Raw genomic sequence first — 26,190 nt, forward strand, 5'->3', positions numbered from 1 at the left:
CGGGCCCCGAGTTGAACGGGGCCATCTGGGAAGGGCAGAACTTTCCACCGATATAAGCGTTATGATCCTCAAGGAGGCGCTCATGTTCGCTTTATCGCTCATCATCGCGCTGATGGCAGGAATGGCAGGGCTTTTCGCCACCATCGTTTACCAGATCGCCCAGGCGCGTCGCCAGCAGTTTATCGAGGAAGCCTCGCTCAACGGCTATGCGAACCATCGCGCGGTCGAACTGGAAAAGAAGGCAGCGGAAAAGAAGGTTTTTCGAGGAAAACCCCAACGGCTCGCGAAACAAACGCCGAAATGCGTTCCGGCCCGGCGTCCGCACGCACCGATGCTTGCCCGTTAAGCAATCATTTCACGAACTTGGGAAATTGGTGGAGCTAAGCGGGATCGAACCGCTGACCTCTTGCATGCCATGCAAGCGCTCTCCCAGCTGAGCTATAGCCCCATCAGGGTGGTCCGGTATATTCCGGCCCTGGGAAACTCCGTTCGGCGCTTTGTCCGGGGGAGTGGCGGCTTCTTACTTCCGGTTCGGAAAGAGTGCAAGCCGAAATTTGAGAGCCCGCCAATTTTTATCTAATTGCCGGGCTCAAAAGCGAAAATCGCTTAAACGTCGTCGTCGTCGCCGCCAACGCCGATGATGCCCGAAACGTCGTCATCATCTTCGTCTTCGTCGGCTTCGAGGAAGGTATCGTCGTCGTCATCGCCGAGATCAACGTCGTCGTCACCGATATCGGGGATGTCGTCGCCGCTGTTGCCGTCGTCGTTATCGTCGGTCGAAACCATTTCGATCTCGGCGTTTTCGGTATCGACTTCCTGGACGTCCTCTTCCTCGGCCTGTTCCATCTTCTTGGCAGCGCTGTTTTCTTCGAAGAAGGAGAGCGGCCAGGACTTGCCGGTATAGGGCGATACAACCGGATCGCGGTTCAGGTCGTAGAATTTTTTGCCGGTATCGGGGTCGGTGCGCTTGGTGCCGAGTTCCGCTTTTGCCACAGTCAGAGCCTCATGGGATGGCCGATAATATCGGCATGCCGCCGGATGAGCGGCTAATTTCGGTGAAAATCTAAGCCGGTCCCCATAAGGCCTGAGCACTATGATGTCAAAGACAAACTTTCATGAGGCCCATCAACCACCGCGTGATGACCGCCTGACGGCTTTGTGCTAGGCAGCCCCATCGGCAGAGCCTTTGGGAACAAGGCATCATCGGGAAGGACAGGACGTGTATCAGCCGCCGCATTTTCGTGAAGACGATCTTGCCACGCAGCACGCGTTGATCCGCGCCCATCCGCTCGCCCTTCTGATCACGGCCGGCGCCTCCGGCCTCACCGCCAATCCGGTTCCCTGCCATCTTGACGCCGGAGCATCGGACAAGGGCACCTTGCGGCTGCATCTTGCCCGGGCAAATCCGCAATGGAGCGAGATCCGCGATGGTGCGCCAGTGCTTGCCGTCTTCCAGGGCGCAAACTCGTATGTGACGCCATCCTGGTACCAGACCAAGCAGGAGACCGGCAAAGTCGTGCCGACCTGGAATTATGCCATCGTGCAGGTTCGCGGCACTGCCCGTGTCATCGAGGATGCCGACTGGCTGCTGGCGCAGGTCGAGGCTATCACCCGTCAGCATGAGAGCGATCGTCCCGAGCCTTGGGCCGTCAGTGACGCGCCGCGGGATTTCGTCCGCGCGCAGCTAAAGGGCATCGTCGGCATCGAAATCGAGATCACGGATATCGACGGCAAGTGGAAAGTCAGCCAGAACCGGTCCGCCGGTGACCGGGAAGGGGTTGCCGCAGGCCTAGACGAGCTAAAGGCCGGCGATGGCATGGCAGAACTGGTGCGCCGCTACGGCGCAATGCGAATTTCATAAGGTGAAAGAGTGAACGCAGGAATGATTATCGCCATCGACGGGCCCGCGGCAGCCGGCAAGGGCACGCTGTCGCGCCAGATCGCCGAGACCTATGGCTTCCAGCATCTGGATACCGGGCTGACCTATCGCGCCACCGCCAAGGCGCTGCTGGATGCTGGCCTGCCGCTCGACAATGAAGAGGTGGCGGAAAAGATTGCTCGCGAAGTCGAGCTTGCCGGCCTGGATCGCGACATCCTGTCGGCGCATGCAATCGGCGAGGCCGCCTCGAAGATTGCCGTGATGCCCGCAGTTCGCCGCGCGCTGGTCGAAGCGCAGCGCACCTTCTCCCAGCGCAAGCCCGGCACGGTGCTCGACGGTCGCGACATAGGCACCGTCGTTTGCCCCGATGCGGCGGTGAAGCTTTACGTCACCGCCTCTCCCGAAGTCAGGGCGAAACGCCGCTACGACGAGATCCTCAGCCGTGGCGGCGAGGCGGATTTCGCCGAGATCTTCGCCGACGTGCAAAAGCGCGACGAGCGCGACATGGGGCGCGCCGACAGCCCCTTGCGGCCCGCCGAGGATGCGCACTTGCTAGATACGTCGGAAATGAGTATAGAGGCGGCGTTTCAGGCGGCGAAGGTCATCATCGATGCTGCCTTGAAGAAATAGCATTCCAGAATAGCTCGAAGCTCAGTCCCCGCGCCGGATTGCCTCCCTGTTTGATGAGAGAGGCGGACTTGAGTCTTTGGGCATGTACAACTCGAACCCCCGGCGCGCTATGTGCCCCCGCGGCACTCCAGGAGATTTTATGGCAGTATCAACCCCCACGCGGGAGGACTTCGCAGCCCTCCTCGAAGAATCCTTCGCTTCCAACGATCTGGCAGAAGGCTACGTCACGAAAGGTCGCGTCACCGCGATCGAAAAGGACATGGCCGTTGTTGACGTCGGCCTCAAGGTCGAAGGCCGCATCGCGCTGAAGGAATTCGGTGCAAAGGGCAAGGACGGTTCGCTGAAGGTCGGCGACGAAGTCGAAGTCTATGTCGAGCGCATCGAAAATGCACTCGGCGAAGCCGTTCTGTCGCGCGAGAAGGCTCGCCGCGAAGAAAGCTGGGTCAAGCTCGAAGCCAAGTTTGAAGCTGGTGAGCGCGTTGAAGGCGTTATCTTCAATCAGGTCAAGGGTGGCTTCACCGTCGATCTCGACGGCGCCGTTGCCTTCCTGCCGCGTTCGCAGGTCGACATCCGTCCGATCCGCGACGTTACCCCGCTCATGCACAACCCGCAGCCCTTCGAAATCCTCAAGATGGACAAGCGCCGCGGCAACATCGTTGTTTCGCGTCGTACGGTTCTTGAAGAATCGCGTGCCGAGCAGCGTTCGGAAATCGTGCAGAACCTCGAAGAAGGCCAGGTTGTTGACGGCGTCGTCAAGAACATCACCGATTACGGTGCGTTCGTTGACCTCGGCGGCATTGACGGCCTGCTGCACGTCACCGACATGGCATGGCGCCGCGTCAACCATCCGTCGGAAATCCTGAACATCGGCCAGCAGGTCAAGGTTCAGATCATCCGCATCAACCAGGAAACCCACCGCATCTCGCTCGGCATGAAGCAGCTCGAGTCGGATCCGTGGGATGGCATCTCGGCCAAGTATCCGGTCGGCAAGAAGATCTCCGGTACCGTCACGAACATCACCGACTACGGTGCGTTCGTTGAGCTGGAGCCGGGCATCGAAGGCCTGATCCACATCTCCGAAATGTCCTGGACCAAGAAGAACGTACATCCCGGCAAGATCCTGTCCACGACGCAGGATGTTGACGTTGTCGTTCTCGAAGTCGACCCGTCGAAGCGCCGTATCTCGCTCGGCCTCAAGCAGACGCTGGAAAACCCGTGGCAGGCATTCGCCTACACGCATCCGGCTGGCACTGAAGTCGAAGGCGAAGTCAAGAACAAGACCGAGTTCGGCCTGTTCATCGGCCTTGAAGGCGATGTTGACGGCATGGTGCACCTGTCTGACCTCGACTGGAACCGTCCGGGCGAGCAGGTCATCGAGGAATACAACAAGGGCGACGTCGTCAAGGCTGTCGTTCTCGATGTAGACGTCGAGAAGGAGCGTATCTCGCTCGGCATCAAGCAGCTTGGCAAGGACGCTGTTGGCGAAGCCGCAGCTTCGGGCGAACTGCGCAAGAATGCTGTTGTTTCCTGCGAAGTCATCGGCGTCAACGACGGTGGCGTGGAAGTGAAGCTCGTCAACCACGAGGACATCACCTCCTTCATCCGCCGCAACGACCTGGCCCGCGATCGTGACGATCAGCGTCCGGAGCGTTTCTCGGTTGGCCAGGTATTCGACGCCCGCGTCGTCAACTGGTCGAAGAAGGACCGCAAGGTCATGCTGTCGATCAAGGCTCTCGAGATCGCAGAAGAGAAGGAAGCAGTTGCTCAGTTCGGTTCGTCCGACTCGGGCGCTTCGCTCGGCGACATCCTCGGCGCGGCTTTGAAGAACCGCAACAACGCCGAGTAATCCACGCCAAGAATAATAAGAGCCGCCGGACCCAGGTCCGGCGGTTTTTTCATGTCCGCTTTTCAGGCTTCGGGTTGATCAAGCCCAGCCGGCCATGCGCCAGTAAAGATCGTTGGCGGGCGAGGAGCTGTCAGTTTCCTCGTTATCTTCTGAAGCATCCGCCTCAGGCTCGTCCTGCCGGTCATCCTCCTCAGCGTGATGAAACGCCTGGCCATCCTGGCCCTGCTGGCTCTCGCCATCTTCATCGGTGGCCGACACGGCGCGCGTCTTGCGCTCTTCCGGATCCCGCTCCCGCTCTTCCGGCGGATAGGGCACATAAGCGAGCGGCACGCCGTCACGCATGACAGGCGGCAGCGTCATCGGCACCACCATCTTGTCGGACACCTCGGTCGTGACGGGACGCGGCATGGCTGTGGCGTCCTGCTGCGCACGGGTGGCCTGTGGAGACACGTCGTCGGCCGAGTTTTCCGATGCAGTAGCTGACGGCGGGCGCATGCCCGCCTGGCCATCGGCCGCTGTGGCGCGTGCCTGTGCCGCCTCTGCCGCGGGCTGGTCCGCATTCAGAAGTGCCCGCAACGCCTGTTGTTCAGGGGAAGCATTCCTGGATGCTGCCGCTGTGGCAACCGTTGGAAAACCGTCTTCGTCAAAGGCCTCTGCCAGCCACTGCGCCACCGCGGAGATTGATGCCTTGTCGGCGGGCGTCTTACGCAGGGCTTCACCGCGATGCTCGGGCAGGCGCGCGGCGGCTGCCTGTTCCTGCCGTTTCGGCTCGAGCGACCACTCTTCACCCGCCTGTTCGTAAAGTAGGTGACCAGGATCGGCGACTTGGGCCGTGTGAGCCTGTTTAGGTGTACCTTGCGGTGTCGATGCCGGTAATGCAGTCGCCGGTTTTCCAGTCTCGGGCGTCGTAACGGTGGCCGGCACCGGGCGACCGCCGGCTGGCGTCGCACGACCTTCCAGAGCCTGCTTTGCAACCTGGCCAGCCTTGGCGGCAGCTGCATCGGCTTTTGCGCCATCAGGCAGGTCATCGACGGTCTCCCCCGTGGGGGAGGAATTCTGCGGCACCGGCGCCTCATCCGCCTGTGCGGCCTCTGCCGCAAGCTCAGCGAATGCCGAAGTGGCCGATGGACTAGCCGCCGCCTTGATGGCGTTGCTGGCCTGCGCTGTTGGCGCAGCATTCTGTGCTGGCGCCGTCGTGTCCGCCCGTGTTGCATCTACCGGTTTCGGGGCATTGGCTGCCACGCGCGGCGCCGTACCGGGTGCAGGCTCCGCGCCTCCGTTCTGCTGGTAGGAATTGACGGCCGCCTTGGCGGCAAGATCGCCTTCGAGAAGCTTTGCAGTTTCGAGGTTCACCGCAAACCGAGCCGCCTCCGGTCCGGCCGGGTTGGCGAGCACCTGGTTCAGCAACTGCAGCGTGATACCGCGCACCAGCTGGTTCAGGCTGCGCTCCACTGTGGCGCGCTCTGCCGGGTTCAGCGCCTTGATCGCCTCGAACAGCCGCTTGGTGTAATCCGAAAGTGTCTCGCCTTCGCGCCGTGGCAGCTTGATCAGCCGGCCAACCGTTTCGGCAAACACCGAAGTCCCCTGCGCGAGTTGCACCTGCGCCGAAAGCGCCAGCGCATTGCTACGACCACCGGACAGCGCGTTCGACAGGCTGACGACCGCTTCCTGTGCCGGCGCGTTTGCACCCATTCGCTGGCGCAACAACGTGTGCGGCGGCAAGGGCTGCTGTTCGGAGAAAGATGTCGAAGTGGTACGCACCAGAGGCAGCATCGGTCGCTCCTTCTGTTGGCGACGATAATGGCAGCTCGGCTAAGCGATCACTCTGTTTTATCGCAACGAAACGGCGTTGCGACCGTAACGCCTCATGGCGTACCCGATGCCGATGGATTCGCCCATTCTGGCCAGGCATGGTTAATAATTTACAAACGGAAGCAGGGGCAGCTTAAGCCGCCTGCTTGCGATCCCGAAGTTCGTAGAGACCGATCTCGTCAACGTAGACTGGCACGATCCCGTCGGTCTTCTTCTCAGCTTCCGCCTCGTCATCCACCGACATGGCTTCGTCTGTCACCGGGGCCGCAGCGTCGGCGTCATCAGCCAAGGGCAAGCCGTTTTCGTTGTCTTGCCTCACGGCCTCCTGCAGCTTGCGCACCTCTTCCAGGTTACGGCCCGCCTCGGCGGCCTTGATGTCCTCGCGTCGCTCGGCGCGCGCTTCACCATCCTCCACGCGGGCCGGGTCGCCACCCTGCGGCCCAAGCTTCAGTTCCTCAAGCGTCTTTGGATCGGCAACATCGTCCATCCGCTGCAGCACGCGGCCGAGGTCAGCGTCGATCCTGCCGCCGTTGACCTTTCTCGTCAGCGCGTCCTTCAGCCGCTCGCTGTCGTCGCCATAGGGGCTCTTGATCGCTGCAATCAGCGTGTCCATCGTGATATCGAGTTCGGAAAGTCCGATATCGTCGGAAAGCGCGCGGATCTGGTCCGGCCGCATGTCCTTCACGAGGTCTTCCACCGCCTTGCCGAACTTGAACGAGGAGCGCGCTTCGTCGGTGTCGAGGCCGAGCTTTTTTGCCAGCCGCTCCAGAAGATCCATCTTCAACTGGTTGGCGTCGGCCTGGTTGGAACCGAAAAGCCCAGAGGCGATCTTTTCCCGCGCCCGCTTGGCGTCCTCGCTGGCGCTGATCCGCGCTTCGAGAAGGCGGTCCTTTTCCTTGCCGGTCCGCTGTTCTTCCTCGCGCTTGCGCTGCTCCTCAATGCTGTCGAGCATCGACTGCATCTGCGAGGTGGCGGCAAGTCCATGAGCTTGCTGGGTCGGAAACAACATCGGCGGGTCCCGGTCTGATTGAACCACCAGGAACCATAGGTTCCGACGGTTAATCAGGCTTTAACCGCGCCTGCCTGGCTCTGGCCGGCTCAACTATGGGCGAAGATGTCGGTATCTTCCCAGCCGAGCAGGTCGAGCTTGGCGCGGGTCGGCAGGAAGGCAAAGCAGGCTTCGGCAAGTGCGGCACGGTTGTCGCGCACCAGGCGCTCGGTCAGCTTGTCGCGCAACGCATGTAGATGCAGCACGTCTGATGCGGCATATTCCAGTTGCGCGGGCGAGAGCACGGCCGCCGCCCAGTCGGTCTGCTGCTGCGCCTTTGACACATCGACGTCCAGCATCTCCTTGAGATTGTCCTTCAGCCCGTGCCGGTCGGTATAGGTGCGCGTCAGGCGAGAAGCGATCTTGGTGCAGAACACAGGCGTCGCCGTGACGCCGAAAGTATGGAAGAGCACGGCGATGTCGAAGCGGCCGTAGTGGAAGATCTTCTGCTTGGTGGGATCCGCCAGAAGCGCAACAAGATTGGGTGCCGCGGTCTGCGATGCTGCGATGCGGATAACATCCGCCGTCCCGTCACCGGGCGACAGCTGCACCACGCAAAGCCGGTCACGCCGCGGGACGAGCCCCAGCGTTTCGGTATCGATCGCGATCGCATCGGTGTAACGCGCGGCATCCGCTGCCGAAATATCGCCCTCGTGGTATCTGATCTCAGCCATTCCGCGTCTCCGCATGCCATTCGTCGTGCAGTTCGCAACCGCTATAGCCCAGGCGCCGGCCGAAGAACAGCGTTTGTCCGATCGCGGCGCTCTGAGCATCGGTGCATGCACTGGGCAAATGCTCAGCTCTGCGTCCGGCGCATTGCTGCATTGCAATAGCCGCTCTTGGCCTGCTTAATCGATTAGCTTATACACTCACTCATCGAACGACGCACTCCTCCTCCCAGCGTCGTGCGATATGGATCGACAACATCCTCCTCCTCCCAGTTGTCGATCAAGTTTAAAGCCTGGCGCACCTCCTCCCGCGCCAGGCTTTTTGCATTTCAGGCTTTCAAAAAACCGTGCCCGTCGCCGCCGGCATCACCGGCGGCTTTTGCTTATCAGCGTTCAGGCCAGCGCCTTGATTGCGGCGATCACGGCATCATCGATCTCCAGGCCTTGGGCGATGGCCCGCTGGCGCGCATTCTGGCCGCGGCGGCCCGGCAGGCGCACACCGTCTTCGGACGCCAGTTCACCCGCAAGCTCGGCAATGCGTTCCGCAGCTGCCGTTCCGGCCACGGGATCGATGACAATCAGCGTCTGTCCGACCGAAGGCGGTGGGCCATCCTCGGCCATGAAGGAACTCGCCTCGTATGAGAAGTTCGAACCCGTCAGCCCCGCCGCCAGCACTTCCACCATCAGCGCCAGCGCCGCGCCCTTGGCGCCGCCGGAGGGCGCCATCAGGCCCTTCAACGCCTTGTCCGGATCGGTCGTCGGTTGTCCGTCGGAATCGAAGGCCCAGTCGGCAGGGATCTGCTGCCCCTGCTGCTTGGCGGCCATGATCTTGCCGGCGGCAACAGTTGAGAGAGCGAGGTCGATCACCAGCGGGTCAGTGCCTGCCACCGGTGTTGCAAAGGCGATCGGATTGGTGCCGTAAAGCCGCTTCTTGCCGCCCCAGGCGGCCATGGAAGCCGGCGCATTTGCAAACATCATCGCCACCAGCCCCTGGTCTGCAAAACGCTCCACGGTCAGCGCCATCACGCCCGCATGGTGGGAACGGTGCACCAGCCCGAGCGCGATGCCTTGCGCGCGTGCGATCGCCGGCAGCTTCTCGACCGCCAGATCAAGGGCGGGGTAAGCGTAACCGAGTGCGGCATCGATCGTGAGCACCGCTGGCTTCGGCTGCAGGCTGCTGACGCGCGCCTTGCCGTCCACCTTGCCGGTCCGCGCCTGGCCGATATAGACCGGCACGCGCCGCAGGCCGTGGCCATATTGCCCGGCAGCTTCCGCCTGCACCAGCGCATGCGCCACAGAGCGGGCGGTGTCGGGGAGAACGCCATTGGCTTCAAAAACGCCTGCGACAAGCGTTTCGGCTTCAACGAGAGAAATATGCATGCTGCGGATCCGGCAGGTTCAGGAAGGGCGGGAGCTGCGCTGATGACAGGCGGCTACTGGCACTTTACCGGCTGGCTCAGCGAACTTCCAGCACCTGGTGGTGGTGCGGGAATGGGCGAGGCCTTGCGCACGGCGGACGCGACATATTCGTCGATCGCCGGATTGCCGGATGAGCGGGCCACGGCAACGCTGCCGATATTGCCGCTGCCGTCGAAGCTGAAACGCACGGTGACAACGCCGGTGTCGTTGCCTGGGCAACGACGTGCATAACGTGCGATCTTCGTCCGCACCTTCGTCATCCACTGCTGCGGCGACACCTTTGAAGAAAACAATCCTGCCGAGGTCTGGCTGGCGGCGGTACGGTCGGAATCGCGGGCCTGCACCCGTGCTTCGGCCTGTTCCTGGCGCGCCTGCGGCTGTTGCTTCGGCTTTTCCACCTTGCGAACGGTCTGCTGCTTCTTCGGCTCCGGCTTCTTTTCTGCCGGCGGCTTCTCGTCAACCATCGGCGGACGCATGGCCGGCAACGGCACCTCGACGTTCTCGAGCATCGCCGTCTGCTGCGCCTCGATCGGATCCGGTTCCTCGATCGGTTCCGGCGGCGGCTCGGGGATCGTCTGCGTCATCTCCGGCGCAGGTTCAGGTTCGGGTTCCGGCGGCGGTTCCTCCACCACCGGCTCGGGCGGTGTTGGCTCCGGTGGCAGCTCAGCCATCTCCGGGGGAGGCGACTCCACCGGCTCAGGCGGCATCGGCTCTGCCTGCTCAACGGGTTCCACCGGTTCGTCCACCGGCTCCACCTGTTCGCTCAGCACCTCCTGCTGGTCCTGCACGTCGGTGGCAATCTGCTCTTCTTCGGTATTGGCCGCTTCCGGCTCAGCCGCGAGTTCGATCATGATGGCCGCCGGCGGGCCGGTATCGACAATCTCTTCAGGCACCTGCCGCATCAGGTACGCAGCGCCCGCCACATGCACGGACAGCATCACAAGGCCAGCCGCGCCCCAGAGCGCCAGTTCGCCGACGCGTCCACCCGGACCTGCCTGCGAGACAACGAGACTCATGGCGTGGTTCCTGCCGGTGCCGCGGGTGTTGCAGGCTGCGTCTGTCCCTCGGCTGGCGCGGCGGCGGGTGCCTGTGCACCCGGCAGGGTTTCCAGGCCCACCAGCGCGATTTTCAGGTAGCCGGCATCACGCAGCAGGTTCATCACTTCCATGAACTGGCCGTAGTCGACAGTCTTGTCGGCGCGCAGGAAGACGCGCGTGTCCTTGTTGCCCTCCGTCACGCGATCAAGCGTTGCGGCAAGCTGTTCGCGCGCCACAGGATCATTGCCGATATTGAGGCTGAGGTCGGTCTTCACCGTCAGGTACAGCGGCTCATCCGGGCGCTCCGCGGGCTTGGCGCTGGAGGCCGGTAGGTCGACATTCACGTCGACCGTCGAAAGCGGTGCCGCCACCATGAAGATGATCAACAGCACCAGCATGACGTCGATGAACGGCGTAACGTTGATCTCGTGGTTTTCGGTCAACTCGTCGCCGTGGTTTTCGCGGATGCCACCAGCCATGATCGATCAGCCTCCGGAAACAAGCGAAACAGGCGTCTTGCGGGCGTCCGGCGGCACCTTGCGGAAGTCGAGGTCGCGGCTCACCAGCCGTTCCACGCCGGCCGCAGCATCGGCCAGCAACTGCCGGTAACCGGTCACGGAGCGGGCAAAGACGTTGTAGATTACCACCGCGGGAATAGCTGCAACAAGGCCAATGGCGGTCGCCAAAAGCGCTTCGGCAATGCCGGGCGCCACGACGGCAAGGTTCGTCGTCTGTGTTTCCGAGATGCCGATAAACGAGTTCATGATGCCCCAGACCGTGCCGAACAGGCCAACGAAGGGCGCGGTCGAGCCGATCGTGGCGAGCACGCCCGTGCCGCGCGACATGCGCCGGCCGGCAGACGCTTCGATGCGCGACAGGGCGGAGGAAACACGTTCCTTCACGCCATGCCCGTCTGCGTGGTCGAGGGCGGCTTCCGACATCTGGATCTCTTGCGCCGCCGCACGCAGCATCAGCGCTGCCGGGCCACCACGGCCGTCCGTCTCGCGGTAAGCCTCGGCGAGCGACCGGGCCGACTGGATCACCTTCAGTGTCCGGCTGGCGCGGGTGCGGGCACCGGCAAGTTCGAGCGACTTGGCAAGCCATACGGTCCATGTCACCAGCGAGGCAAAGGCAAGTCCGATCATCACCGCCTTCACGACCCAATCGGCGGCCATGAACATGCCCCAGGGCGAAAGGTCATGCGGCAGGTCGGTGCGCTTTTCCGGGTTCAGGAACTGGGTCAGCACATCCATCGGCTCTGCCGGCTCGGCACTTTCGGCGGGGGCTTGCGCCGGTGTCATCTCAGCGGGCGCCGCCTCAGCAGTCGTGGGCTCGGCAGGTGCAATTTCGACAGGTGCAGGTTCGACCGGTGCGGCAGCCGATGGTTCTGCGGGTGCAGCCGGCTGGGCCGGAGCCGTTACGTCCGGCTGCGCAGGTGCAGGCGTGGTTGCATCCGGGGCAGGGGTTTGCGCAACCGCAGCCGAAGCGGCAAGCAACAGCCCGGCCAGTGCGCCGAGAGACCGGTTTCCGATCGGCAGGTGCTTGAAGGAAACGGCGGTGCGGGCAGCGGACATGGTTGCGATACTCCGGGTCATCGGCAATGCGTCTGCTGGCGTTGCCGGAACAGCACAAGAAGCCGCGAGGCTTCAGGTTCCGCTACCCGATAATAAACATGAGTACGGTTGGCAACATATAATTCCGCCGGCGCGATCAAATCACCTGCGCCGGCGAGGGGCGCCTTACCGTGCCAGCCAGCCACCATCCACCGGCAGCACGATGCCATGGACGTAATCGGATGCCGGAGCCGCGAGGAACACCGCCGCGCCACCCAGTTCTTCCGGCTCGCCCCAATGGCCGGCCGGGATGCGGCCGAGGATTGCCGCATTACGATCCGGGTCGTTGCGCAGCGCCTCGGTGTTGTTGGTGGAGAAGTATCCGGGAGCGATCGCGTTAACGTTGATGCCCTTGCCGGCCCACTCGCAGGCAAGCAGCCGCGTCAGGCCCGCAAGTCCGCTCTTCGAAGCGGTATAGGACGGAATGCGGATGCCGCCCTGGAAGGAGAGGAGCGAGGCGATGTTGATGATTTTGCCGCGCTCGCCCTTGCCAATCAGGTGGCGCGCAAAGGCTTGGGACAGGAAGAACACGGTCTTCAGGTTGACGTCCATCACCGCGTCCCAGTCCGCCTCGGTAAAGTCGATCGCGTCAGCGCGGCGGATGATGCCGGCATTGTTGACCAGGATGTCGGCGCGACCGGTCCAGGCGACGGTCTCGGAGATAACTCGCTCCACCGGCTCAAGGGTTGAAAGGTCGGCCTGGATCGACAGGCTGCGTCCACCACCGGCCTTTGCAACGGCAGCTTCCGTGCCGGCCATCGACGAGCGGCCGACCAGCGCCACGTCCGCACCGGCGCCGGCCAGCGCCACGGCAATTGCCTGACCAAGGCCAGTATTGGCGCCGGTCACGATCGCCGTCTTGCCGGTCAAGTCAAACGAAACTGCCATGTCTTCCTCCAAACTGCAGACAAAATAAAACCGCCGGGAATTTCTCCCCGGCGGTTGGTAACACTATCGCGGACGGGCTTAAAGCGTCCGGGTGATGTGTTCGACGCGGAAGCACTCGATGGTGTCCCCGGCGCGGATGTCTTCGTAGTTCTCGAAGGCCATACCGCATTCCTGGCCCATCGGCACTTCGGTGACCTCGTCCTTGAAGCGCTTGAGCGTCTTGAGCTTGCCTTCGTGGATGACGACGTTGTCGCGCACCAGGCGCACGCCTGCACCGCGTTCCACCTTGCCTTCGACGACACGGCAACCCGCGACCTTGCCGACCTTGGTGATGTTGAACACCTCCAGGATCTCGGCATTGCCGAGGAAGGTTTCGCGGCGTTCCGGCGACAAGAGGCCCGACATCGCGGCCTTCACGTCATCCACCAGATCGTAGATGATGTTGTAGTAGCGGATCTCGATGCCGGCGCGTTCTGCGGCGGTACGAGCCTGGGCATTGGCACGAACGTTGAAGCCGATGATGGCTGCGTTTGAGGCTTCGGCAAGCGAGATATCCGACTCGGTGATGGCGCCGGCGCCCGAATGCACGATGCGTGCCCGAACTTCGTCGGTTCCAAGCTTGTCGAGTGCACCTGCAATGGCTTCGATCGAGCCCTGCACGTCACCCTTGATGACGAGCGGAAACTCCTTGAAGCCGGTGTTCTGCAGCTGGCTCATCATCTGCTCGAGCGAACCGCGCTGGCCGGACTGGCGGGCAGCGGCCTTGTCACGAGCGAGACGCTGGCGGTACTCGGAGATTTCGCGAGCACGCGCTTCGTTCTCGACGACCGCAAACCGGTCACCGGCCGCAGGCGTTCCCGAAAGACCAAGCACTTCCACCGGCATGGCAGGACCGGCTTCCTTCACATGCTCGCCCTTGTCGGTCACGAGCGCGCGAACACGGCCCCACTGGTCGCCGGCCACGATGATCTGGCCAGGCTTCAGCGTACCCTTCTGCACGAGCACGGTTGCCACCGCACCACGACCGCGGTCGAGCTGCGCTTCGATGACCGTACCTTCTGCCGTCCGGTTCGGATCAGCCTTCAGGTCAAGAATTTCAGCCTGCAGCAGGATCGCCTCGAGCAGCTTGTCGAGGTTGATCTTGTTCTTGGCCGAAACTTCGACGTCGAGCACTTCACCGCCGAGTGATTCAACGAATACCTCGTGCTGCAGAAGCTGCTGGCGAACCTTGTCAGGCTTTGCTTCGTGCTTGTCGATCTTGTTGATCGCCACGATGAGCGGCACGCCGGCCGCCTTGGCGTGGTTGATCGATTCAATCGTCTGCGGCATCACGCTGTCATCAGCCGCAACGACGAGAACGGCAATGTCGGTTGCCTGTGCACCGCGGGCACGCATTGCCGTAAAGGCGGCGTGGCCGGGGGTGTCGATGAAGGTGATCTTCTGGCCGTTCTGCTCAACCTGATAGGCGCCGATATGCTGCGTAATGCCGCCGGCTTCACCGGAGGCCACGTTCGCATGCCGGATGGCGTCGAGCAGCGAGGTCTTGCCGTGGTCGACGTGACCCATGATGGTCACGACCGGCGGACGCGGCATCATTTCGCCTTCGTCGTCGGCCTTGTTGAAGATGCCTTCTTCAACGTCGGATTCCGACACGCGCTTGACGGTATGGCCGAATTCGGTGGCGATGATTTCGGCGAGGTCGGCGTCGATGACGTCGCCCGGCTTCATCATCTGGCCTTCCTTCATCAGGTACTTGATGACGTCGACGGCGCGTTCGGACATGCGCTGCGACAGTTCCTGAATGGTGATCGTCTCCGGCAGGATGACTTCGCGCATGACCTTTTCGCGCGTTTCCTGCATCTGGCTGCGGCGGAACTTCTCCTGCCGGCGGCGGATGGAGGCAAGCGAGCGGCCACGTGCATTGCCGTCGTCATCGGTGCTGACGGTGGTAACGGTCAGCTTGCCCTGGCGGCGACCATCATCGGCCTTCGGACGTGCCGGGACCTTGGCCGGAGCCGGAACCGGTGCGCGACCGCGACCCGGAATGGTGCGTGCAGGACCACGATCATCATCGTCCTCGCCAGCGCGGCGGCCACGAACGGCACCTGGCTGAGCAGGTGCTGCCGGTGCGGCACCCGGACGGGTAGCCTGCGGACGTGCGTCAGGACGACCTGCCGGTGCAGCCGGAGCGCGTGCTACAGCAGGCGCAGGCTCTTCAACCTTTGGCTCTTCCTTGGGCGCAAGCTTTGCTTCTTCGGCACGACGAGCAGCTTCGGCGGCTTCTTCAACGCGACGACGCTCTTCCTCGACCTTGCGGCGTGCTTCTTCCTCGGCGCGCTGCTGCGCTTCGATTACTTCGCGGGCCTGCGCTTCTGCAAGCGCGCGGCGACGGGCTTCCATTTCGCCTGCGGACAGGTCGTGCAGAACCGTGCCGGTGCGCTGCTGCGGACGCTGCGGCTGGGCAGACGGTGCCGGTCGGCGGTCCTGGCTGTGGGCCGGGCGCTGGTTCTGCGATGCGGGCTGGTGAACGCGCGGAGCCGGGGTCGCCGGCTGCTGCGGCCGTGGTGCGGCAGGCTGCGGTGCGGCCGCTTCAACCTGGCGTGGTGCTGCGGGGGTCGGGGCCGTGAAGGCGGGCTTCTCGTCCAGTGGTCGCGTTGGTCGCCGCTTTACTGTTTCGACAACGACTGCCTTGGTGCGACCGCGCCCCATGTCCTGGCGTACAGTACCCTGCGTCACGCCTGATGGTTTCAGGGTGAGGGTCTTCTTTACGCCGAGCGTCTTGTCGTCTTTGTTATCGGTCATTCCGTTCCTGTTCCTTCGGGCAGGAACGGATGGTCAAGCCATCAGAACCTGTCGTTCAAATTGTGGTCTATCGACTTGCGTCCGGCTGAAGCCGGTGACCGCGTCATTGTTTCGGCATGTCAGCGACACCCTTTGTCTGGCACAGATCGCCACCGCGATACTGTTCAAGTAGGTTTGCGCGCTTCACTACACCCTCACCTGCCTGCCCTGCAAGCGCGCAGGCATGGATAAAAGCGTTCTGGCCCATCACTTCGTCCATTTCGGTGCTCGTGAAGAGCCGAAAAGACGGAATATCGTGCTCGGCATCGTTGCCGAGCTTCCAGGCCTTGCGCGCCTGGTCGATCTTGCGGATCCCGTCGGGACTCGCATCTGCCGCATGGAAAACGGCGAGAGCGGCACCGGAGCGCACGGCTGCGTCCACTTTCATGGCACCGGTGACGAACTGGCCCGCCTTGCGCGCCATGTTCATCATGCCGATCAGGTCGGCTGCAATGAGCCGGTCCACCAAGGCACCGAGATCGGCATCGGCCTTGACGTCTTTCTTGAACGCCCGGGAAAACAGCTTCTTGGCCACCGCCCGGTCGATCAGCGCCCGTTCGGGCTTGATCCAGCATCCCCGACCGGGGAGCTGGCGTTTCAGGTCCGGAACAACCTTGCCGTCCGGACCCGCCACGAAGCGGATCAGCGTCTCCGGCGAGGCAGCTTCCCGTGTCACGATGCAGGTACGGTCGTTCACGATGCTATCGTCCCATCCGTCCTCATCTGGGGCCTGCCTGCCCGGTGTCAACTCATCCGCCAGTGGGATTACTCCTGTTCTGCGGCGTCGGTGTTCTCGTCCTCAGCCTCTACGGCTTCGCGTGCGAGATCCTCTTCCGTGATCCAGCCGGCCAGAAGGCGCGCCTGGACGATCATGTTTTCGGCTTCGGCGCGCGAAACGTCCATCTTCGAGAACAGGCCGTCGAACTTTTTGGTTTCGCCGTCCTTGCGTTCGCTCCAGCCGACGAGGTCGTCAGCGGCGCAGCCTGCAAAGTCCTCGACAGTCTTGATGCCGTCTTCGCCGAGTGCCACCAGCATCTGGCCGGTCAGGCCGTTGATCTGGCGAAGCTCGTCCTGGACGCCCAGCTCCTTGCGCTTGGCGTCCATTTCGGCCTCCACGCGCTCCAGGTATTCGCGGGCGCGGGTCTGGATCTCGGTTGCGGTGTCTTCGTCGAAGCCGTCGATCGAAGCGATTTCGTCGAGATCGACGTAAGCCAGTTCCTCAACCGCTGCGAAACCTTCGGACGCCAGCACCTGGCCAACCATCTCGTCAACGTCGAGCGCTTCCATGAAGAGGTTGGTGCGCTCGTTGAATTCCTTCTGGCGGCGCTCGGACTCTTCCTGCTCCGTCATGATGTCGATGTCCCAGCCGGTCAGCTGCGACGCCAGGCGAACGTTCTGGCCGCGACGGCCGATCGCAAGCGACAGCTGCTCGTCCGGAACCACGACTTCGATGCGCTCTGCATCCTCGTCGAGAACCACCTTGGCGACTTCAGCCGGCTGCAATGCGTTGACGATGAACGACGCCGGGTCCTGCGACCACGGAATGATGTCGATCTTTTCGCCCTGCAACTCGCCGACGACGGCCTGGACACGGCTACCGCGCATACCGACGCAGGCGCCGACCGGATCGATCGAGCTATCGTTCGAGATCACGGCGATCTTGGCGCGCGAACCGGGGTCACGGGCAACCGACTTGATCTGGATGATGCCGTCGTAGATTTCCGGCACTTCCATGGTGAACAGCTTCACCATGAACTGCGGGTGCGTACGCGACAGGAAGATCTGCGGGCCGCGCTGCTCGCGACGTACATCATATACGTATGCACGGACGCGATCGCCATAGCGCATGTTCTCGCGCGGGATCATTTCGTCACGACGGATGATGCCTTCGCCGCGGCCGAGGTCAACGATGACGTTGCCATATTCGACGCGCTTGACGGTGCCGTTGACGATTTCGCCAAGGCGATCCTTGAATTCGTCGAACTGACGGTCACGCTCGGCTTCGCGCACCTTCTGCACGATGACCTGCTTGGCCGACTGGGCGGCGATACGGCCGAAATCCATTGGCGGCAGCGGGTCTGCAATGAAATCGCCGATCTTGGCGTCAACATTGCGGTCGCGCGCCAGTTCCAGCGGGATCTGCGTGCTGTAGTCCTCGGCGTGCTCGACGACCTCGAGCAGGCGCTGGAGGCGGATTTCGCCGGTCTTGGAGTTGATGTCGGCGCGGATGTTGGTTTCCGAACCGTAACGGGAACGGGCAGCCTTCTGGATGGCGTCGGCCATCGCAGCCAGCACGATCTCGCGGTCGATGACCTTTTCGCGGGCTACAGCGTCTGCGATCTGCAGAAGTTCAAGCCGATTTGCGCTCACTGCCATTGTCGTTGGTCTCCGTCATTCGCATGTTTTGCGAGGGGGTGCTTCGCGGCACCGGGTTTGTCTTGGTTATTCTTCGTCTTCGTCTTCGTCGTCGTTCTGGTTTGCAGCCTGCTGCTTGGCGAGCTTGTCGGCCCGCAAAGCCTCACGGATCAGGTCGTCCGTCAGGATCAGCTTTGCTTCTGCCAGCGCCGAGAACGGGATCGTCACCCGCGGTTCCTCGCCATAGGCGACCTGGTCCCGCTCGATGGTGAAGCCTTCGCTATCCGTGTTCGTGATCTTGCCGCGGAACCGCTTGCGGTTGTCGATGATGATCGACGTCTCGCATTTCACCAGATGGCCTTCCCAGCGGGAGAAATCCGACTTGCGGACCATCGGGCGGTCGATACCGGGCGAAGACACTTCCAGATGATACTCCCGATCGATCGGATCTTCCACATCGAGGACGGGAGAAATCGCCACTGACACGGCCTCGCAGCCGTCGACGTCCATGGTGCCGTCGTTGCGCTCGGCCATGATCTGCAGCGTAGCACCGTTCTGGTTCAGCATGCGCACGCGCACCAGCCGAAAGTCCATGGCGGTCAGCACAGGCTCGATGATTTCAGCGATTCTGAGTTCGAGCCCGGTTTCGATGATGAGCCGCGGCTCGTGTTCGGTTTGCGGCATAAGCTCTCCGGCAATCATGGACCCGGATCTGTTTCAAGAGCCGGGAAGGACGATCGCCTAACAAAAAAGAGCGGGTCCGGTCGGGCCCACTCTTCATCGGACGATCAAGAATATGTGCTGCATATACGTCTTTTGGCCGGCAATTGCAAGACTTGCTTAATCTTGCGGCGTGGCGCTGGAATTTGCAGCCGGCCGGTCTATAACCGTCATCAGCACGCAAGAGCAGATGAGCAAGAGGACGCCAAGTGCCCGACCGGATCCCCACCCTGGCACCCTTCCGGCATCAGACTTTCAGGACAATCTGGCTCGCAAGCCTTGTTTCGAACTTCGGCGGCCTCATCCAGGCTGTCGGTGCTGCGTGGATGATGACCTCCATCTCCAACTCGCAGGACATGGTGGCGCTGGTGCAGGCCTCGACTGCCGCGCCGATCATGCTGTTTTCGATCGTTGCCGGCGCGCTTGCCGACAATTTCAACCGTCGCACCCTTATGCTGACCGCCCAGAGCTTCATGCTGGTGGTGTCGGTCCTGCTGTCGCTGTTTGCCTATCTCGAGCTTCTGACGCCCTGGCTGCTCTTGTGCTTCACCTTCCTGCTCGGCTGCGGCGTGGCGCTGAACAACCCGTCCTGGCAGGCCTCGGTGGGGGACATGGTGCCGCGCGAGGTATTGCCGGCGGCCGTCACCATCAACAGCGTCGGCTTCAACATCACCCGCAGTGTCGGCCCGGCGATCGGCGGTGCCATCGTCGCAGCAGCCGGCGCGGCCGCCGCCTTTGCGGTGAATGCCTGCAGTTATCTTTCGCTGATCTATGCGCTGGCCCGCTGGAAACCCGAAATTCGCGAAAACCCGCTGCCGCGCGAAACGCTGGGCCGGGCGCTCTCAGCCGGCCTCGGTTACGTGGCGATGTCGCCGAACATCCTCAACGTCCTGTTCCGCAGCCTGGTCTTCGGCCTCACTGCCAGCGCCATCCTCGCGCTGTTGCCGATCGTTGCGCGCGACCTGGTGGCCGGCGGCCCGCTCACTTACGGCATCATGCTCGGCGCCTTCGGCGTTGGCGCCATCGGTGGTGCGATCGGCAATGCGCGCCTGCGTGAAAAACTATCGAGCGAATCCATCGTGCGCTTGGCCTTCCTTGGGTTTGCCGCAAGCGCTGCCGTCATTGCGCTCAGCACCGATACGCGGCTCACGGCGGTGGTACTGCTCGTTCCCGGCGCCTGCTGGGTGCTCGCGCTGTCGCTCTTCAACACCACGGTGCAGCTGTCGACGCCGCGCTGGGTGGTTGGCCGAGCGCTGTCCTTCTACCAGACGGCCACCTTCGGCGGGATTGCCGCCGGCAGCTGGATCTGGGGTATCCTTTCCGAAAACCTCGGCGTCTCGGTGTCGCTGACCATCGCGAGCCTTGTCATGCTGCTCGGGGCAGCACTGGGCATGCGGCTGCCGGTGCCGCAGTTCCGCGACCTCAACCTCGACCCGCTGGGCCGCTTCAACACGCCGCCGCTCAAGCTCGACCTGCAGCTGCGCAGTGGCCCTATTGTCTCGCTGATCGATTACACGATCGCCGACCAGGATATTCCGCAGTTCCTGCGGCTGATGTCGGACCGCCGCCGCATCCGTATCCGCGATGGCGCGCGCCAATGGGCTTTGATGCGTGACCTCGAGCATCCGGAGGTTTGGACGGAAACCTACCATGTCGCGACCTGGGCCGATTACGTCCGGCATAACCAGCGCCGCACGCACGCCGATGCCGAGGTCTGGGATGCGATCCGCAAGCTGCACCGTGGCACCGAGGGCCCGCGTGTCCACCGCATGATCGAGCGGCAGACAATCCCGCCGGTCAACGACATCTTCCACAAGTCACCACCTGACCTGCATCATTGAACGCCATGGTTCTGTTCCGGAAAGCACGTTCTGAGGAGCTACCCGCCATTGTCCGGCTTCTCGCCGACGACGCGCTCGGCCAGGCACGGGAGGTCGTCTCCGATCCCGTCGATCCGCGTTACGTACAAGCTTTTGCGGCAATTGACGCCGACCCGAACCAGTTGCTCGCCGTTGCGGTTGATCCGAAAGACGAGGTTGTCGGCTGCCTGCAACTCACCTTCATTCCCGGCCTTTCCCGCACCGGGATGTGGCGAGGGCAGATCGAAAGCGTCAGGATTGCCGCCAGCCAGCGGGGCAGCGGAATGGGTTCTGCATTCATCGAATGGGCTGTCGAGCGCGCAGCCGAACGGGGTTGCAAGCTGGTGCAGCTGACTTCCGACAAGTCTCGGCCGGACGCCATCCGCTTCTACGGGAAGCTCGGTTTCACAGCCAGCCACGAAGGGCTGAAGCGCAGCCTCTAGTTACCTGATCTTCCCCTTCAGCCCGGCATCCGGATAGCAGGTCGGCGCAAGGCCATTTTTCGCCTGCCAGTCGCCGAGCGAGCGGCGTGTCTTGTAGCCCGGCAGCCCGTCGACATTGCCGACGTCATACCCCTTGGCCACCAGCGCCTTCTGCATCGCCAGCACGTCGGAACGCAGCATCTTGCCGACATCGCCCCACGGCGCCTTGAACGCGCCTGAGCCGTAGGCGATGCGGTCTGCGAGATTGCCGATGAAAAGCGCGTAGAGGTCGGAGTTGTTGTACTCTTTCAGCACGTAGAAGTTTGGCGTGACGATGAATTCCGGCCCATGCCGCCCGGCCGGCACCAGCACCATGCCGTCCGCCTTCATCTCGGCGGCCGGGAAAGCCTTGCCGGAAATCCGGGTGATGCCGAGCGCTGCCCATTTCGCGATAGGCTGCGCGCGGTCCGGCCCTTCCTGGGCGCAGGAAACATCCTGCGGAATCCGCGCCTCGAAACCCCAGCTTCGGCCGCGCTGCCAGCCTTCCTTTTGTAGATAGTGTGCTATGGAAGCCAGTGCATCCGGAATCGAATTCCAGATGTCGGCATGGCCGTTCTTGTCGAAGTCGACCGCGTATTTCAGGTAGCTGGATGGCATAAACTGCGGCTGTCCCAGCGCGCCCGCCCAGGAGCCTTTCATCGCGGATGCATCCACGTCGCCGCGTTCGATCATCGTCAGGGCAGCGAGCAGTTCATCGCGGAACATGTCCTTGCGGGTCGACATGAAGGCCTTGGTCGCCAGCACCTCGATCGCCGAATACGGCAGCTTGGCACGGCCGAAGCCGGATTCACGGCCCCAGATCGCAACAATGATTTCGGCTGGAACGCCATAGGCCGCTTCGATCCGTTTCAGCGTCGAGGCATGTGTGGAGGCAAGGCTGCGGCCGGTTGCAGCCAGTCCCTGCAACCGCTTTTCCGAAAAGTAGGCACCGGGCGATGAGAACTCCGCCTGGCTCTGGTCCTGTTTCTTCGGCGGCGGCGCTCCCGGCGGCACGAGGTCCGGCAGGCTCCAGTTCAGCGTCACGCCCTTGAGTGCAGCCCGCAGCGTCCTCTCGGAGATCCCGGCCTTTTTCGCCTGGGTCGTCAAATCGCTGGCGATCCATCGCTGGAACTGCTTTTCTACCTCCGGCTTGTTCTGCGCCAGCGCCGGCAGGGGCAGGAGGGAGAGCAGGGTTGCCGCAACGGCCAGCAATCGGCGCCTGGAGTGATTATTGCAGAGGGGGGTGTGGTGGCGCATGAAGCCTCCCGATCTTTAAATGGCCGTTCGCGCCCGCAGAGCGGCCGTCAGCGTTCCTTCGTCGAGGTAGTCGAGCTCACCGCCAACCGGCACGCCATGGGCCAGCCGGGTGATCTTCACGTCGATGCCGGACAACTGATCGGTGATGTAGTGCGCCGTCGTCTGGCCTTCGACGGTGGCGTTTACCGCGATGATGATCTCGCGGATCGTTCCTTCGTTCACCCGGTCGATCAGGCCGCGGATGTTGAGGTCGTCGGGACCAACCCCGTCGAGCGGCGAAAGCGTGCCGCCCAGCACATGGTAGGCAGCGTTCATCGCGCCGGCGCGTTCCAGCGCCCAGAGGTCAGACACATCCTCGACCACGATCAGCATGGACTGGTCACGCTGCACATCGGTGCAGACGGTGCAGGGGTCGGACGTATCGACATTGCCGCAGCGCGAGCAGACCTTCACCTTGTCGTAGGCATCACCCATTGCGTGCGATAGCGGCCCGAGCAACTGGTCTTTCTTCTTGATGAGATGCAGAGCGGCGCGACGTGCCGAGCGCGGCCCAAGCCCCGGTACCTTCGCCAACAACTGGATGAGTTTTTCAATTTCGGGGCCGGTGACTCGCTTTGCCATGTTCTCCCTTTAGCCCATATGGTGCACAAACGGAATCGCGTAAGGACCCGCATCCATGAAGATATGGCTATGAAACTTGTTGCCGTCTGCCTCGGTCACGCCGAAAAGCTGCCAGGCAAGAGCTACAAGACCGGCATCTACAAGATGCCCGTTTCCGCTCCGGTCATGGTCGACAGGCTCGGCCTCGTGGGCGACGCGGTCTGCAACAGCAAGCACCATGGTGGCGAAGACCAGGCAATCCTGCTGGAGGGCTCATTGACGCTCGACTGGTGGGCGGCTGAACTCGGGGATGACGTGCTGCCCGGCACCTTTGGCGAAAACCTCGTGGTGGAAGGCCTCGACAACCGCGACGTTGCCGTCGGCGACCGCTTCCATCTCAGCGAGGTGGTGTTGGAAGCGACCTGCGCCCGCTCGCCCTGCAACACGCTCGCGGCAAGGATGGGCGATCCTAAATTCCTGAAAGCCTATACGCAGGCCGCGCGCCCCGGCATCTATTGCCGCGTCATCCAGACAGGAATGGTCGCGGCCGGCGACCCCGTTCGTTACGAACCAGTCGCAGGCGATCGCGTCGGCATCGCTGAAATGCTTGCCGCGCTTGGCAGGCGCCTGTCGCCTGCGGAGAAGGATCGTTTCCTCGCAGCGCCAATCGGGAGCCGCTGGCGGCAGAAGTTTTCCGCCTAGCGTGCCGCAATCACCGCGGCCGCGCCCGCCATGGTGCCGGCCGAGACCCGGTTCGCGATTCCCACTGCCGTCGGGCTTTTCAGGAACTGGCGAGCCTTGGCGGCAAGCAGCACCCAGAGAAGATCGACCACCATCAGCACGAGCAGCATCGCCACCACGAGTTCCGCCCAGCCGGCGAGCGTCACGCCACCAAGGTCGATGATCGATGGCAGAAGCGCCACATAGAACATCATGATCTTCGGGTTGCCGAGGGTAAGCGTCAGGCCCGTGAGAAACATCTTCACCGAAGACCGGCTCTCGGGCAGCGCATCGTCAGAGACTGCGGTCTCAGCGGTCCACATCTTCCATGCCAGGTAAAGCAGATAGGCGACCCCAATCCACTTGATGACGAGAAAGAGGGGCTGGAAACTCTCGGCGATGGCGGCCAGTCCCGCCACCGCAAAGGATAGCCAGATCGCTTCGCCAAACCACATGGCGGCGACAAACGGCAACACGTCGCGGTATCCCTTGGAAAGCACCCGTGCGACAAGTGCGGCAATACTCGGTCCGGGCGATCCAGCGGCAACAAACAGCGCCGCAGCGAATACAAAAAGCGATGTCAGGGTCATGGGAGCCTCCCCTCCGCGGGTAGATTAGCGAAGTCTCAGGTGCTCCGGCAAGGCCTCATTTCCGGGTGGCGCTACGGCTCGCCGTTACCAGCGCATAGGCGGCCTCTCCGGCTGTTCGAAAATAGCTCGGGTCCCGGTGCAGCATGACAACGGCAAAGGCGCCGTCGAGCAACAGCCGGATTTGCCGGGCCAGCGCTTCCGGCGTGGCCAGGCCTTCCGCGGTGAAGCAGTTGGCAAACCATCGCTCCACCTTCAGCTTGTGGGCCGCACCCACCTGGATTGCCGGGTGGCCTGGCAGGTTGGACAATTCGGCCGAGGTGCGTAGAAAGCCGCAGCCCTTCCACTTCGGGTGTCTGGCAGAGGTTGCGAGATGCTCGAAGATCGCAACGATCTTTCCTTCGATCGCCCCGTCATGCTCATCATACCAGCGCTGGAAGGCCTTCAGGTTCGGCAGGTCGCGATAGTCAAGGTAAGCGGCAATCAGGTCGTCCTTGCTCTTGAAGTGGTAATAGAGCGACCGCTTGGTGATACCGGCTTCTTCGGCCACGGCATCGACGCTGACGGCACGGATTCCGTCGCGGTAGAACAGCTTGTTGGCGGCGGAAACGATACGCTCGCGCGTCGAGAGGGTATCCATGCGGCGAAAGTATACCGACCAGTGAGTGTACACAAGCGACGTGACGAGCGAATTTAGGGATCACAGTCGCTTCGGAGGGAGCACATGCAGCACGTCGCTATCGAGATAACCTGCGCTGATGATGTCGCCCTGCATGGGCACTGGTGGGCAGCAGATGCAGACCGGCCTCTCGGTTCAGTGGTCATCAACTGCGCCACCGGCGTGCAGGCGCGATATTACCACCGCTATGCATCCTTCCTGGCGCGCCACGGCTTCCACGTCCTGACCTATGATTATCGCGGCATCGGCCTCTCACGGCCGGAACGTCTGCGTCACCTTCGATGCGGATGGCGGCATTGGGGAGAGCTTGATTTCGATGCGGCGGTGCAACTGGTCACGGAGAAACAACCCAGCCTGCCTGTCCAGGTGGTCGGGCACAGCATCGGCGGTTTCCTGCCGGGTTATGCGGCAAGCGCCTCGCGCATCTACCGCATGCTCACCGTCGGCGCCCAACATGCCTATTGGCGTGATTATCATCCGCCGAGAAGAATGGGATACCTTCTACGCTGGCACCTCGTCATGCCGGCTATCACTGGGATCTACGGTTATTTCCCGGGCCGTCGGCTGGGCTGGCTGGAGGACCTGCCGGCCGGTGTCGCCTACAGTTGGAGTTTCGGCGGCAGGCAGTTGGCATCGAGGCTGGACCAGGAGGAACGGCAGGTCGTCGTGTCGCGCTTTGCCCATGTCCGCGCCCCGATCCTCGCCGTCAGCGTCTCGGATGATCCCTTCGCCACCAAACCGGCGATGCGACGGGCGCTCGGTTATTACACCGGCAGCCGGGCAATCAGTGTAATGCTGGAGCCCGCGGATCTTGGCGTGGAAAAGATCGGTCATTTCGATCTTTTCCACGACCGTCACGCATCGGGCTTCTGGCGGGATACGCTGTTGTGGCTCCGGGACGGGATCAATCCCTGGCCGCAGAGGTGCTTCGTCTGATGCCTCAGAACGGCATCTTGAAGCCGGGCGGGATCGGCAGGCCGGCGGTCAGTTCCTTGGTCTTCTCGGCGGCAATTGATTCGGCGCGTTCCTTGGCAGCCTTGTGAGCGGCGATGATCAGGTCTTCCAGGATCTCGACCTCGTCTTCCTTGAACAGCGACGGGTCGATCTTGAGGCCGAGCATTTCGCCCTTGCCGTTCATGCGCACAGTCACGAGCCCGCCGCCGGAGGTGCCTTCGACGTCGAGCGAGGCGATCTCCGCCTGCATCTTCTCCATCTTGGCCTGCATTTCCTTGACCTTGCCCATCATGCCCATGATGTCGCGCATAATTCTT

General features: G+C 62.6%; 26 protein-coding genes and 1 tRNA gene. 8 read left to right on the forward strand and 19 right to left on the reverse strand.

Annotated features, from left to right (window positions below; genetic code table 11):
• The first annotated feature begins 61 nt into the window (after positions 1-61).
• On the forward strand, positions 62-346 hold the full coding sequence (locus tag M0654_RS18580; protein WP_248684362.1) for a hypothetical protein: 285 nt from the start codon (positions 62-64) through the stop codon (positions 344-346).
• Between the two features lie 26 nt (positions 347-372).
• Here the strand turns inward: M0654_RS18580 and M0654_RS18585 are convergent.
• Together M0654_RS18585 and M0654_RS18590 are read right to left on the reverse strand one after the other, a co-directional pair.
• Positions 373-448, reverse strand: a tRNA-Ala gene (locus tag M0654_RS18585).
• A 158-nt stretch (positions 449-606) separates the two neighbouring features.
• The gene (locus M0654_RS18590) at positions 607-993 is read right to left on the reverse strand and encodes a TIGR02300 family protein (RefSeq protein ID WP_248684363.1); all 387 of its coding nucleotides are present in this window, start codon (positions 991-993) and stop codon (positions 607-609) included.
• Positions 994-1,219: 226 nt separating this feature from the next.
• Here M0654_RS18590 and M0654_RS18595 point away from each other — a divergent pair, with 226 nt between their 5' ends.
• The 3 genes from M0654_RS18595 to rpsA all read left to right on the forward strand — a co-directional run bounded on the left by M0654_RS18595 (position 1,220) and on the right by rpsA (position 4,355).
• Positions 1,220-1,861, forward strand: coding sequence for an FMN-binding negative transcriptional regulator (locus tag M0654_RS18595; protein ID WP_248684364.1), 642 nt, complete (start codon positions 1,220-1,222; stop codon positions 1,859-1,861).
• Positions 1,862-1,882: 21 nt separating this feature from the next.
• Positions 1,883-2,509, forward strand: a complete 627-nt coding sequence (gene cmk, locus M0654_RS18600) for a (d)CMP kinase (RefSeq protein WP_248684441.1) — start codon at positions 1,883-1,885, stop codon at positions 2,507-2,509.
• Between the two features lie 139 nt (positions 2,510-2,648).
• On the forward strand, positions 2,649-4,355 hold the full coding sequence (gene rpsA / locus M0654_RS18605) for a 30S ribosomal protein S1 (protein WP_118851231.1): 1,707 nt from the start codon (positions 2,649-2,651) through the stop codon (positions 4,353-4,355).
• Between the two features lie 78 nt (positions 4,356-4,433).
• Here the strand turns inward: rpsA and M0654_RS18610 are convergent, their stop codons facing one another.
• From M0654_RS18610 to rimP, 12 genes are all read right to left on the reverse strand, one after another.
• Entirely contained in the window at positions 4,434-6,128 is a 1,695-nt protein-coding gene (locus tag M0654_RS18610) for a hypothetical protein (protein ID WP_248684365.1), read from the reverse strand.
• A gap of 172 nt (positions 6,129-6,300) precedes the next feature.
• Positions 6,301-7,176 (reverse strand): hypothetical protein, encoded by an 876-nt coding sequence (locus M0654_RS18615; RefSeq protein WP_248684366.1) that lies wholly within the window; start codon positions 7,174-7,176, stop codon positions 6,301-6,303.
• A gap of 89 nt (positions 7,177-7,265) precedes the next feature.
• Positions 7,266-7,889, reverse strand: a complete 624-nt coding sequence (locus M0654_RS18620; RefSeq protein WP_248684367.1) for a ribonuclease D — start codon at positions 7,887-7,889, stop codon at positions 7,266-7,268.
• Between the two features lie 387 nt (positions 7,890-8,276).
• The gene (locus tag M0654_RS18625; protein ID WP_248684368.1) at positions 8,277-9,263 is read right to left on the reverse strand and encodes an Ldh family oxidoreductase; all 987 of its coding nucleotides are present in this window, start codon (positions 9,261-9,263) and stop codon (positions 8,277-8,279) included.
• Between the two features lie 53 nt (positions 9,264-9,316).
• The gene (locus M0654_RS18630; RefSeq protein WP_248684369.1) at positions 9,317-10,318 is read right to left on the reverse strand and encodes an energy transducer TonB; all 1,002 of its coding nucleotides are present in this window, start codon (positions 10,316-10,318) and stop codon (positions 9,317-9,319) included.
• Positions 10,315-10,818, reverse strand: a complete 504-nt coding sequence (exbD, locus tag M0654_RS18635; RefSeq protein WP_248684370.1) for a TonB system transport protein ExbD — start codon at positions 10,816-10,818, stop codon at positions 10,315-10,317. The genes M0654_RS18630 and exbD overlap by 4 nt, the downstream gene beginning before the upstream one ends.
• 6 nt (positions 10,819-10,824) lie before the next feature.
• The gene (exbB, locus tag M0654_RS18640; protein ID WP_248684371.1) at positions 10,825-11,913 is read right to left on the reverse strand and encodes a tonB-system energizer ExbB; all 1,089 of its coding nucleotides are present in this window, start codon (positions 11,911-11,913) and stop codon (positions 10,825-10,827) included.
• 165 nt (positions 11,914-12,078) lie between these two features.
• The gene (kduD, locus tag M0654_RS18645) at positions 12,079-12,840 is read right to left on the reverse strand and encodes a 2-dehydro-3-deoxy-D-gluconate 5-dehydrogenase KduD (protein WP_248684372.1); all 762 of its coding nucleotides are present in this window, start codon (positions 12,838-12,840) and stop codon (positions 12,079-12,081) included.
• A gap of 78 nt (positions 12,841-12,918) precedes the next feature.
• Entirely contained in the window at positions 12,919-15,642 is a 2,724-nt protein-coding gene (gene infB / locus M0654_RS18650; RefSeq protein ID WP_248684373.1) for a translation initiation factor IF-2, read from the reverse strand.
• 103 nt (positions 15,643-15,745) lie between these two features.
• On the reverse strand, positions 15,746-16,429 hold the full coding sequence (locus tag M0654_RS18655) for an RNA-binding protein (protein WP_248684374.1): 684 nt from the start codon (positions 16,427-16,429) through the stop codon (positions 15,746-15,748).
• Between the two features lie 17 nt (positions 16,430-16,446).
• A complete protein-coding gene (gene nusA, locus M0654_RS18660) occupies positions 16,447-18,057 on the reverse strand; it encodes a transcription termination factor NusA (protein WP_118851242.1) in 1,611 nt (536 codons plus the stop codon).
• A gap of 66 nt (positions 18,058-18,123) precedes the next feature.
• Complete coding sequence (rimP, locus tag M0654_RS18665) at positions 18,124-18,720, reverse strand: ribosome maturation factor RimP (RefSeq protein WP_248684375.1); 597 nt, start codon at positions 18,718-18,720, stop codon at positions 18,124-18,126.
• 245 nt (positions 18,721-18,965) lie between these two features.
• On the opposite strand from rimP, the gene M0654_RS18670 reads away from it, so the two are divergent.
• Together M0654_RS18670 and M0654_RS18675 are read left to right on the forward strand one after the other, a co-directional pair.
• Complete coding sequence (locus tag M0654_RS18670) at positions 18,966-20,597, forward strand: MFS transporter (protein ID WP_248684376.1); 1,632 nt, start codon at positions 18,966-18,968, stop codon at positions 20,595-20,597.
• 5 nt (positions 20,598-20,602) lie between these two features.
• On the forward strand, positions 20,603-21,058 hold the full coding sequence (locus tag M0654_RS18675; RefSeq protein WP_248684442.1) for a GNAT family N-acetyltransferase: 456 nt from the start codon (positions 20,603-20,605) through the stop codon (positions 21,056-21,058).
• Here the strand turns inward: M0654_RS18675 and M0654_RS18680 are convergent, their stop codons facing one another.
• Positions 21,059-22,333 carry a lytic murein transglycosylase gene (locus tag M0654_RS18680; RefSeq protein WP_248684377.1) on the reverse strand — a complete coding sequence of 425 codons (1,275 nt, stop codon included), beginning with the start codon at positions 22,331-22,333 and terminating at the stop codon, positions 21,059-21,061.
• A 15-nt stretch (positions 22,334-22,348) separates the two neighbouring features.
• Complete coding sequence (gene recR / locus M0654_RS18685; protein WP_248684378.1) at positions 22,349-22,954, reverse strand: recombination mediator RecR; 606 nt, start codon at positions 22,952-22,954, stop codon at positions 22,349-22,351.
• Between the two features lie 69 nt (positions 22,955-23,023).
• On the opposite strand from recR, the gene M0654_RS18690 reads away from it, so the two are divergent.
• Positions 23,024-23,635 carry an MOSC domain-containing protein gene (locus tag M0654_RS18690; protein ID WP_248684379.1) on the forward strand — a complete coding sequence of 204 codons (612 nt, stop codon included), beginning with the start codon at positions 23,024-23,026 and terminating at the stop codon, positions 23,633-23,635.
• Here the strand turns inward: M0654_RS18690 and M0654_RS18695 are convergent.
• Together M0654_RS18695 and M0654_RS18700 are read right to left on the reverse strand one after the other, a co-directional pair.
• On the reverse strand, positions 23,632-24,243 hold the full coding sequence (locus M0654_RS18695; protein WP_248684380.1) for a LysE family translocator: 612 nt from the start codon (positions 24,241-24,243) through the stop codon (positions 23,632-23,634). The two genes, M0654_RS18690 and M0654_RS18695, sit on opposite strands and share 4 nt — an antisense overlap.
• Before the next feature lie 55 nt (positions 24,244-24,298).
• Positions 24,299-24,880, reverse strand: a complete 582-nt coding sequence (locus M0654_RS18700; RefSeq protein WP_118851249.1) for a TetR/AcrR family transcriptional regulator — start codon at positions 24,878-24,880, stop codon at positions 24,299-24,301.
• 84 nt (positions 24,881-24,964) lie between these two features.
• On the opposite strand from M0654_RS18700, the gene M0654_RS18705 reads away from it, so the two are divergent.
• Positions 24,965-25,855: an alpha/beta hydrolase family protein gene (locus M0654_RS18705; RefSeq protein ID WP_248684381.1), complete on the forward strand. Its 891-nt coding sequence runs from the start codon at positions 24,965-24,967 to the stop codon at positions 25,853-25,855.
• Between the two features lie 4 nt (positions 25,856-25,859).
• On the opposite strand, the gene M0654_RS18710 is transcribed toward M0654_RS18705, so the two are convergent.
• On the reverse strand, positions 25,860-26,183 hold the full coding sequence (locus tag M0654_RS18710) for a YbaB/EbfC family nucleoid-associated protein (protein WP_118851251.1): 324 nt from the start codon (positions 26,181-26,183) through the stop codon (positions 25,860-25,862).
• Positions 26,184-26,190 lie beyond the last annotated feature (7 nt).

The organism is Neorhizobium turbinariae (genome assembly GCF_023223505.1).
GTDB classification, from domain to species: domain Bacteria; phylum Pseudomonadota; class Alphaproteobacteria; order Rhizobiales; family Rhizobiaceae; genus Neorhizobium; species Neorhizobium turbinariae.

Coding starts and splice junctions, on each gene's coding strand:
- M0654_RS18580 (WP_248684362.1), top strand. CDS start 62: ATGATCCTCAAGGAGGCGCTCATGTTCGCTTTATCGCTCATCATCGCG.
- cmk (WP_248684441.1), top strand. CDS start 1,883: ATGATTATCGCCATCGACGGGCCCGCGGCAGCCGGCAAGGGCACGCTG.
- rpsA (WP_118851231.1), top strand. CDS start 2,649: ATGGCAGTATCAACCCCCACGCGGGAGGACTTCGCAGCCCTCCTCGAA.
- M0654_RS18610 (WP_248684365.1), bottom strand. CDS start 6,128: ATGCTGCCTCTGGTGCGTACCACTTCGACATCTTTCTCCGAACAGCAG.
- M0654_RS18615 (WP_248684366.1), bottom strand. CDS start 7,176: ATGTTGTTTCCGACCCAGCAAGCTCATGGACTTGCCGCCACCTCGCAG.
- M0654_RS18620 (WP_248684367.1), bottom strand. CDS start 7,889: ATGGCTGAGATCAGATACCACGAGGGCGATATTTCGGCAGCGGATGCC.
- M0654_RS18625 (WP_248684368.1), bottom strand. CDS start 9,263: ATGCATATTTCTCTCGTTGAAGCCGAAACGCTTGTCGCAGGCGTTTTT.
- M0654_RS18630 (WP_248684369.1), bottom strand. CDS start 10,318: ATGAGTCTCGTTGTCTCGCAGGCAGGTCCGGGTGGACGCGTCGGCGAA.
- exbD (WP_248684370.1), bottom strand. CDS start 10,818: ATGGCTGGTGGCATCCGCGAAAACCACGGCGACGAGTTGACCGAAAAC.
- exbB (WP_248684371.1), bottom strand. CDS start 11,913: ATGTCCGCTGCCCGCACCGCCGTTTCCTTCAAGCACCTGCCGATCGGA.
- kduD (WP_248684372.1), bottom strand. CDS start 12,840: ATGGCAGTTTCGTTTGACTTGACCGGCAAGACGGCGATCGTGACCGGC.
- infB (WP_248684373.1), bottom strand. CDS start 15,642: ATGACCGATAACAAAGACGACAAGACGCTCGGCGTAAAGAAGACCCTC.
- nusA (WP_118851242.1), bottom strand. CDS start 18,057: ATGGCAGTGAGCGCAAATCGGCTTGAACTTCTGCAGATCGCAGACGCT.
- rimP (WP_248684375.1), bottom strand. CDS start 18,720: ATGCCGCAAACCGAACACGAGCCGCGGCTCATCATCGAAACCGGGCTC.
- M0654_RS18675 (WP_248684442.1), top strand. CDS start 20,603: ATGGTTCTGTTCCGGAAAGCACGTTCTGAGGAGCTACCCGCCATTGTC.
- M0654_RS18680 (WP_248684377.1), bottom strand. CDS start 22,333: ATGCGCCACCACACCCCCCTCTGCAATAATCACTCCAGGCGCCGATTG.
- recR (WP_248684378.1), bottom strand. CDS start 22,954: ATGGCAAAGCGAGTCACCGGCCCCGAAATTGAAAAACTCATCCAGTTG.
- M0654_RS18690 (WP_248684379.1), top strand. CDS start 23,024: ATGAAACTTGTTGCCGTCTGCCTCGGTCACGCCGAAAAGCTGCCAGGC.
- M0654_RS18695 (WP_248684380.1), bottom strand. CDS start 24,243: ATGACCCTGACATCGCTTTTTGTATTCGCTGCGGCGCTGTTTGTTGCC.
- M0654_RS18700 (WP_118851249.1), bottom strand. CDS start 24,880: ATGGATACCCTCTCGACGCGCGAGCGTATCGTTTCCGCCGCCAACAAG.
- M0654_RS18705 (WP_248684381.1), top strand. CDS start 24,965: ATGCAGCACGTCGCTATCGAGATAACCTGCGCTGATGATGTCGCCCTG.
- M0654_RS18710 (WP_118851251.1), bottom strand. CDS start 26,183: ATGCGCGACATCATGGGCATGATGGGCAAGGTCAAGGAAATGCAGGCC.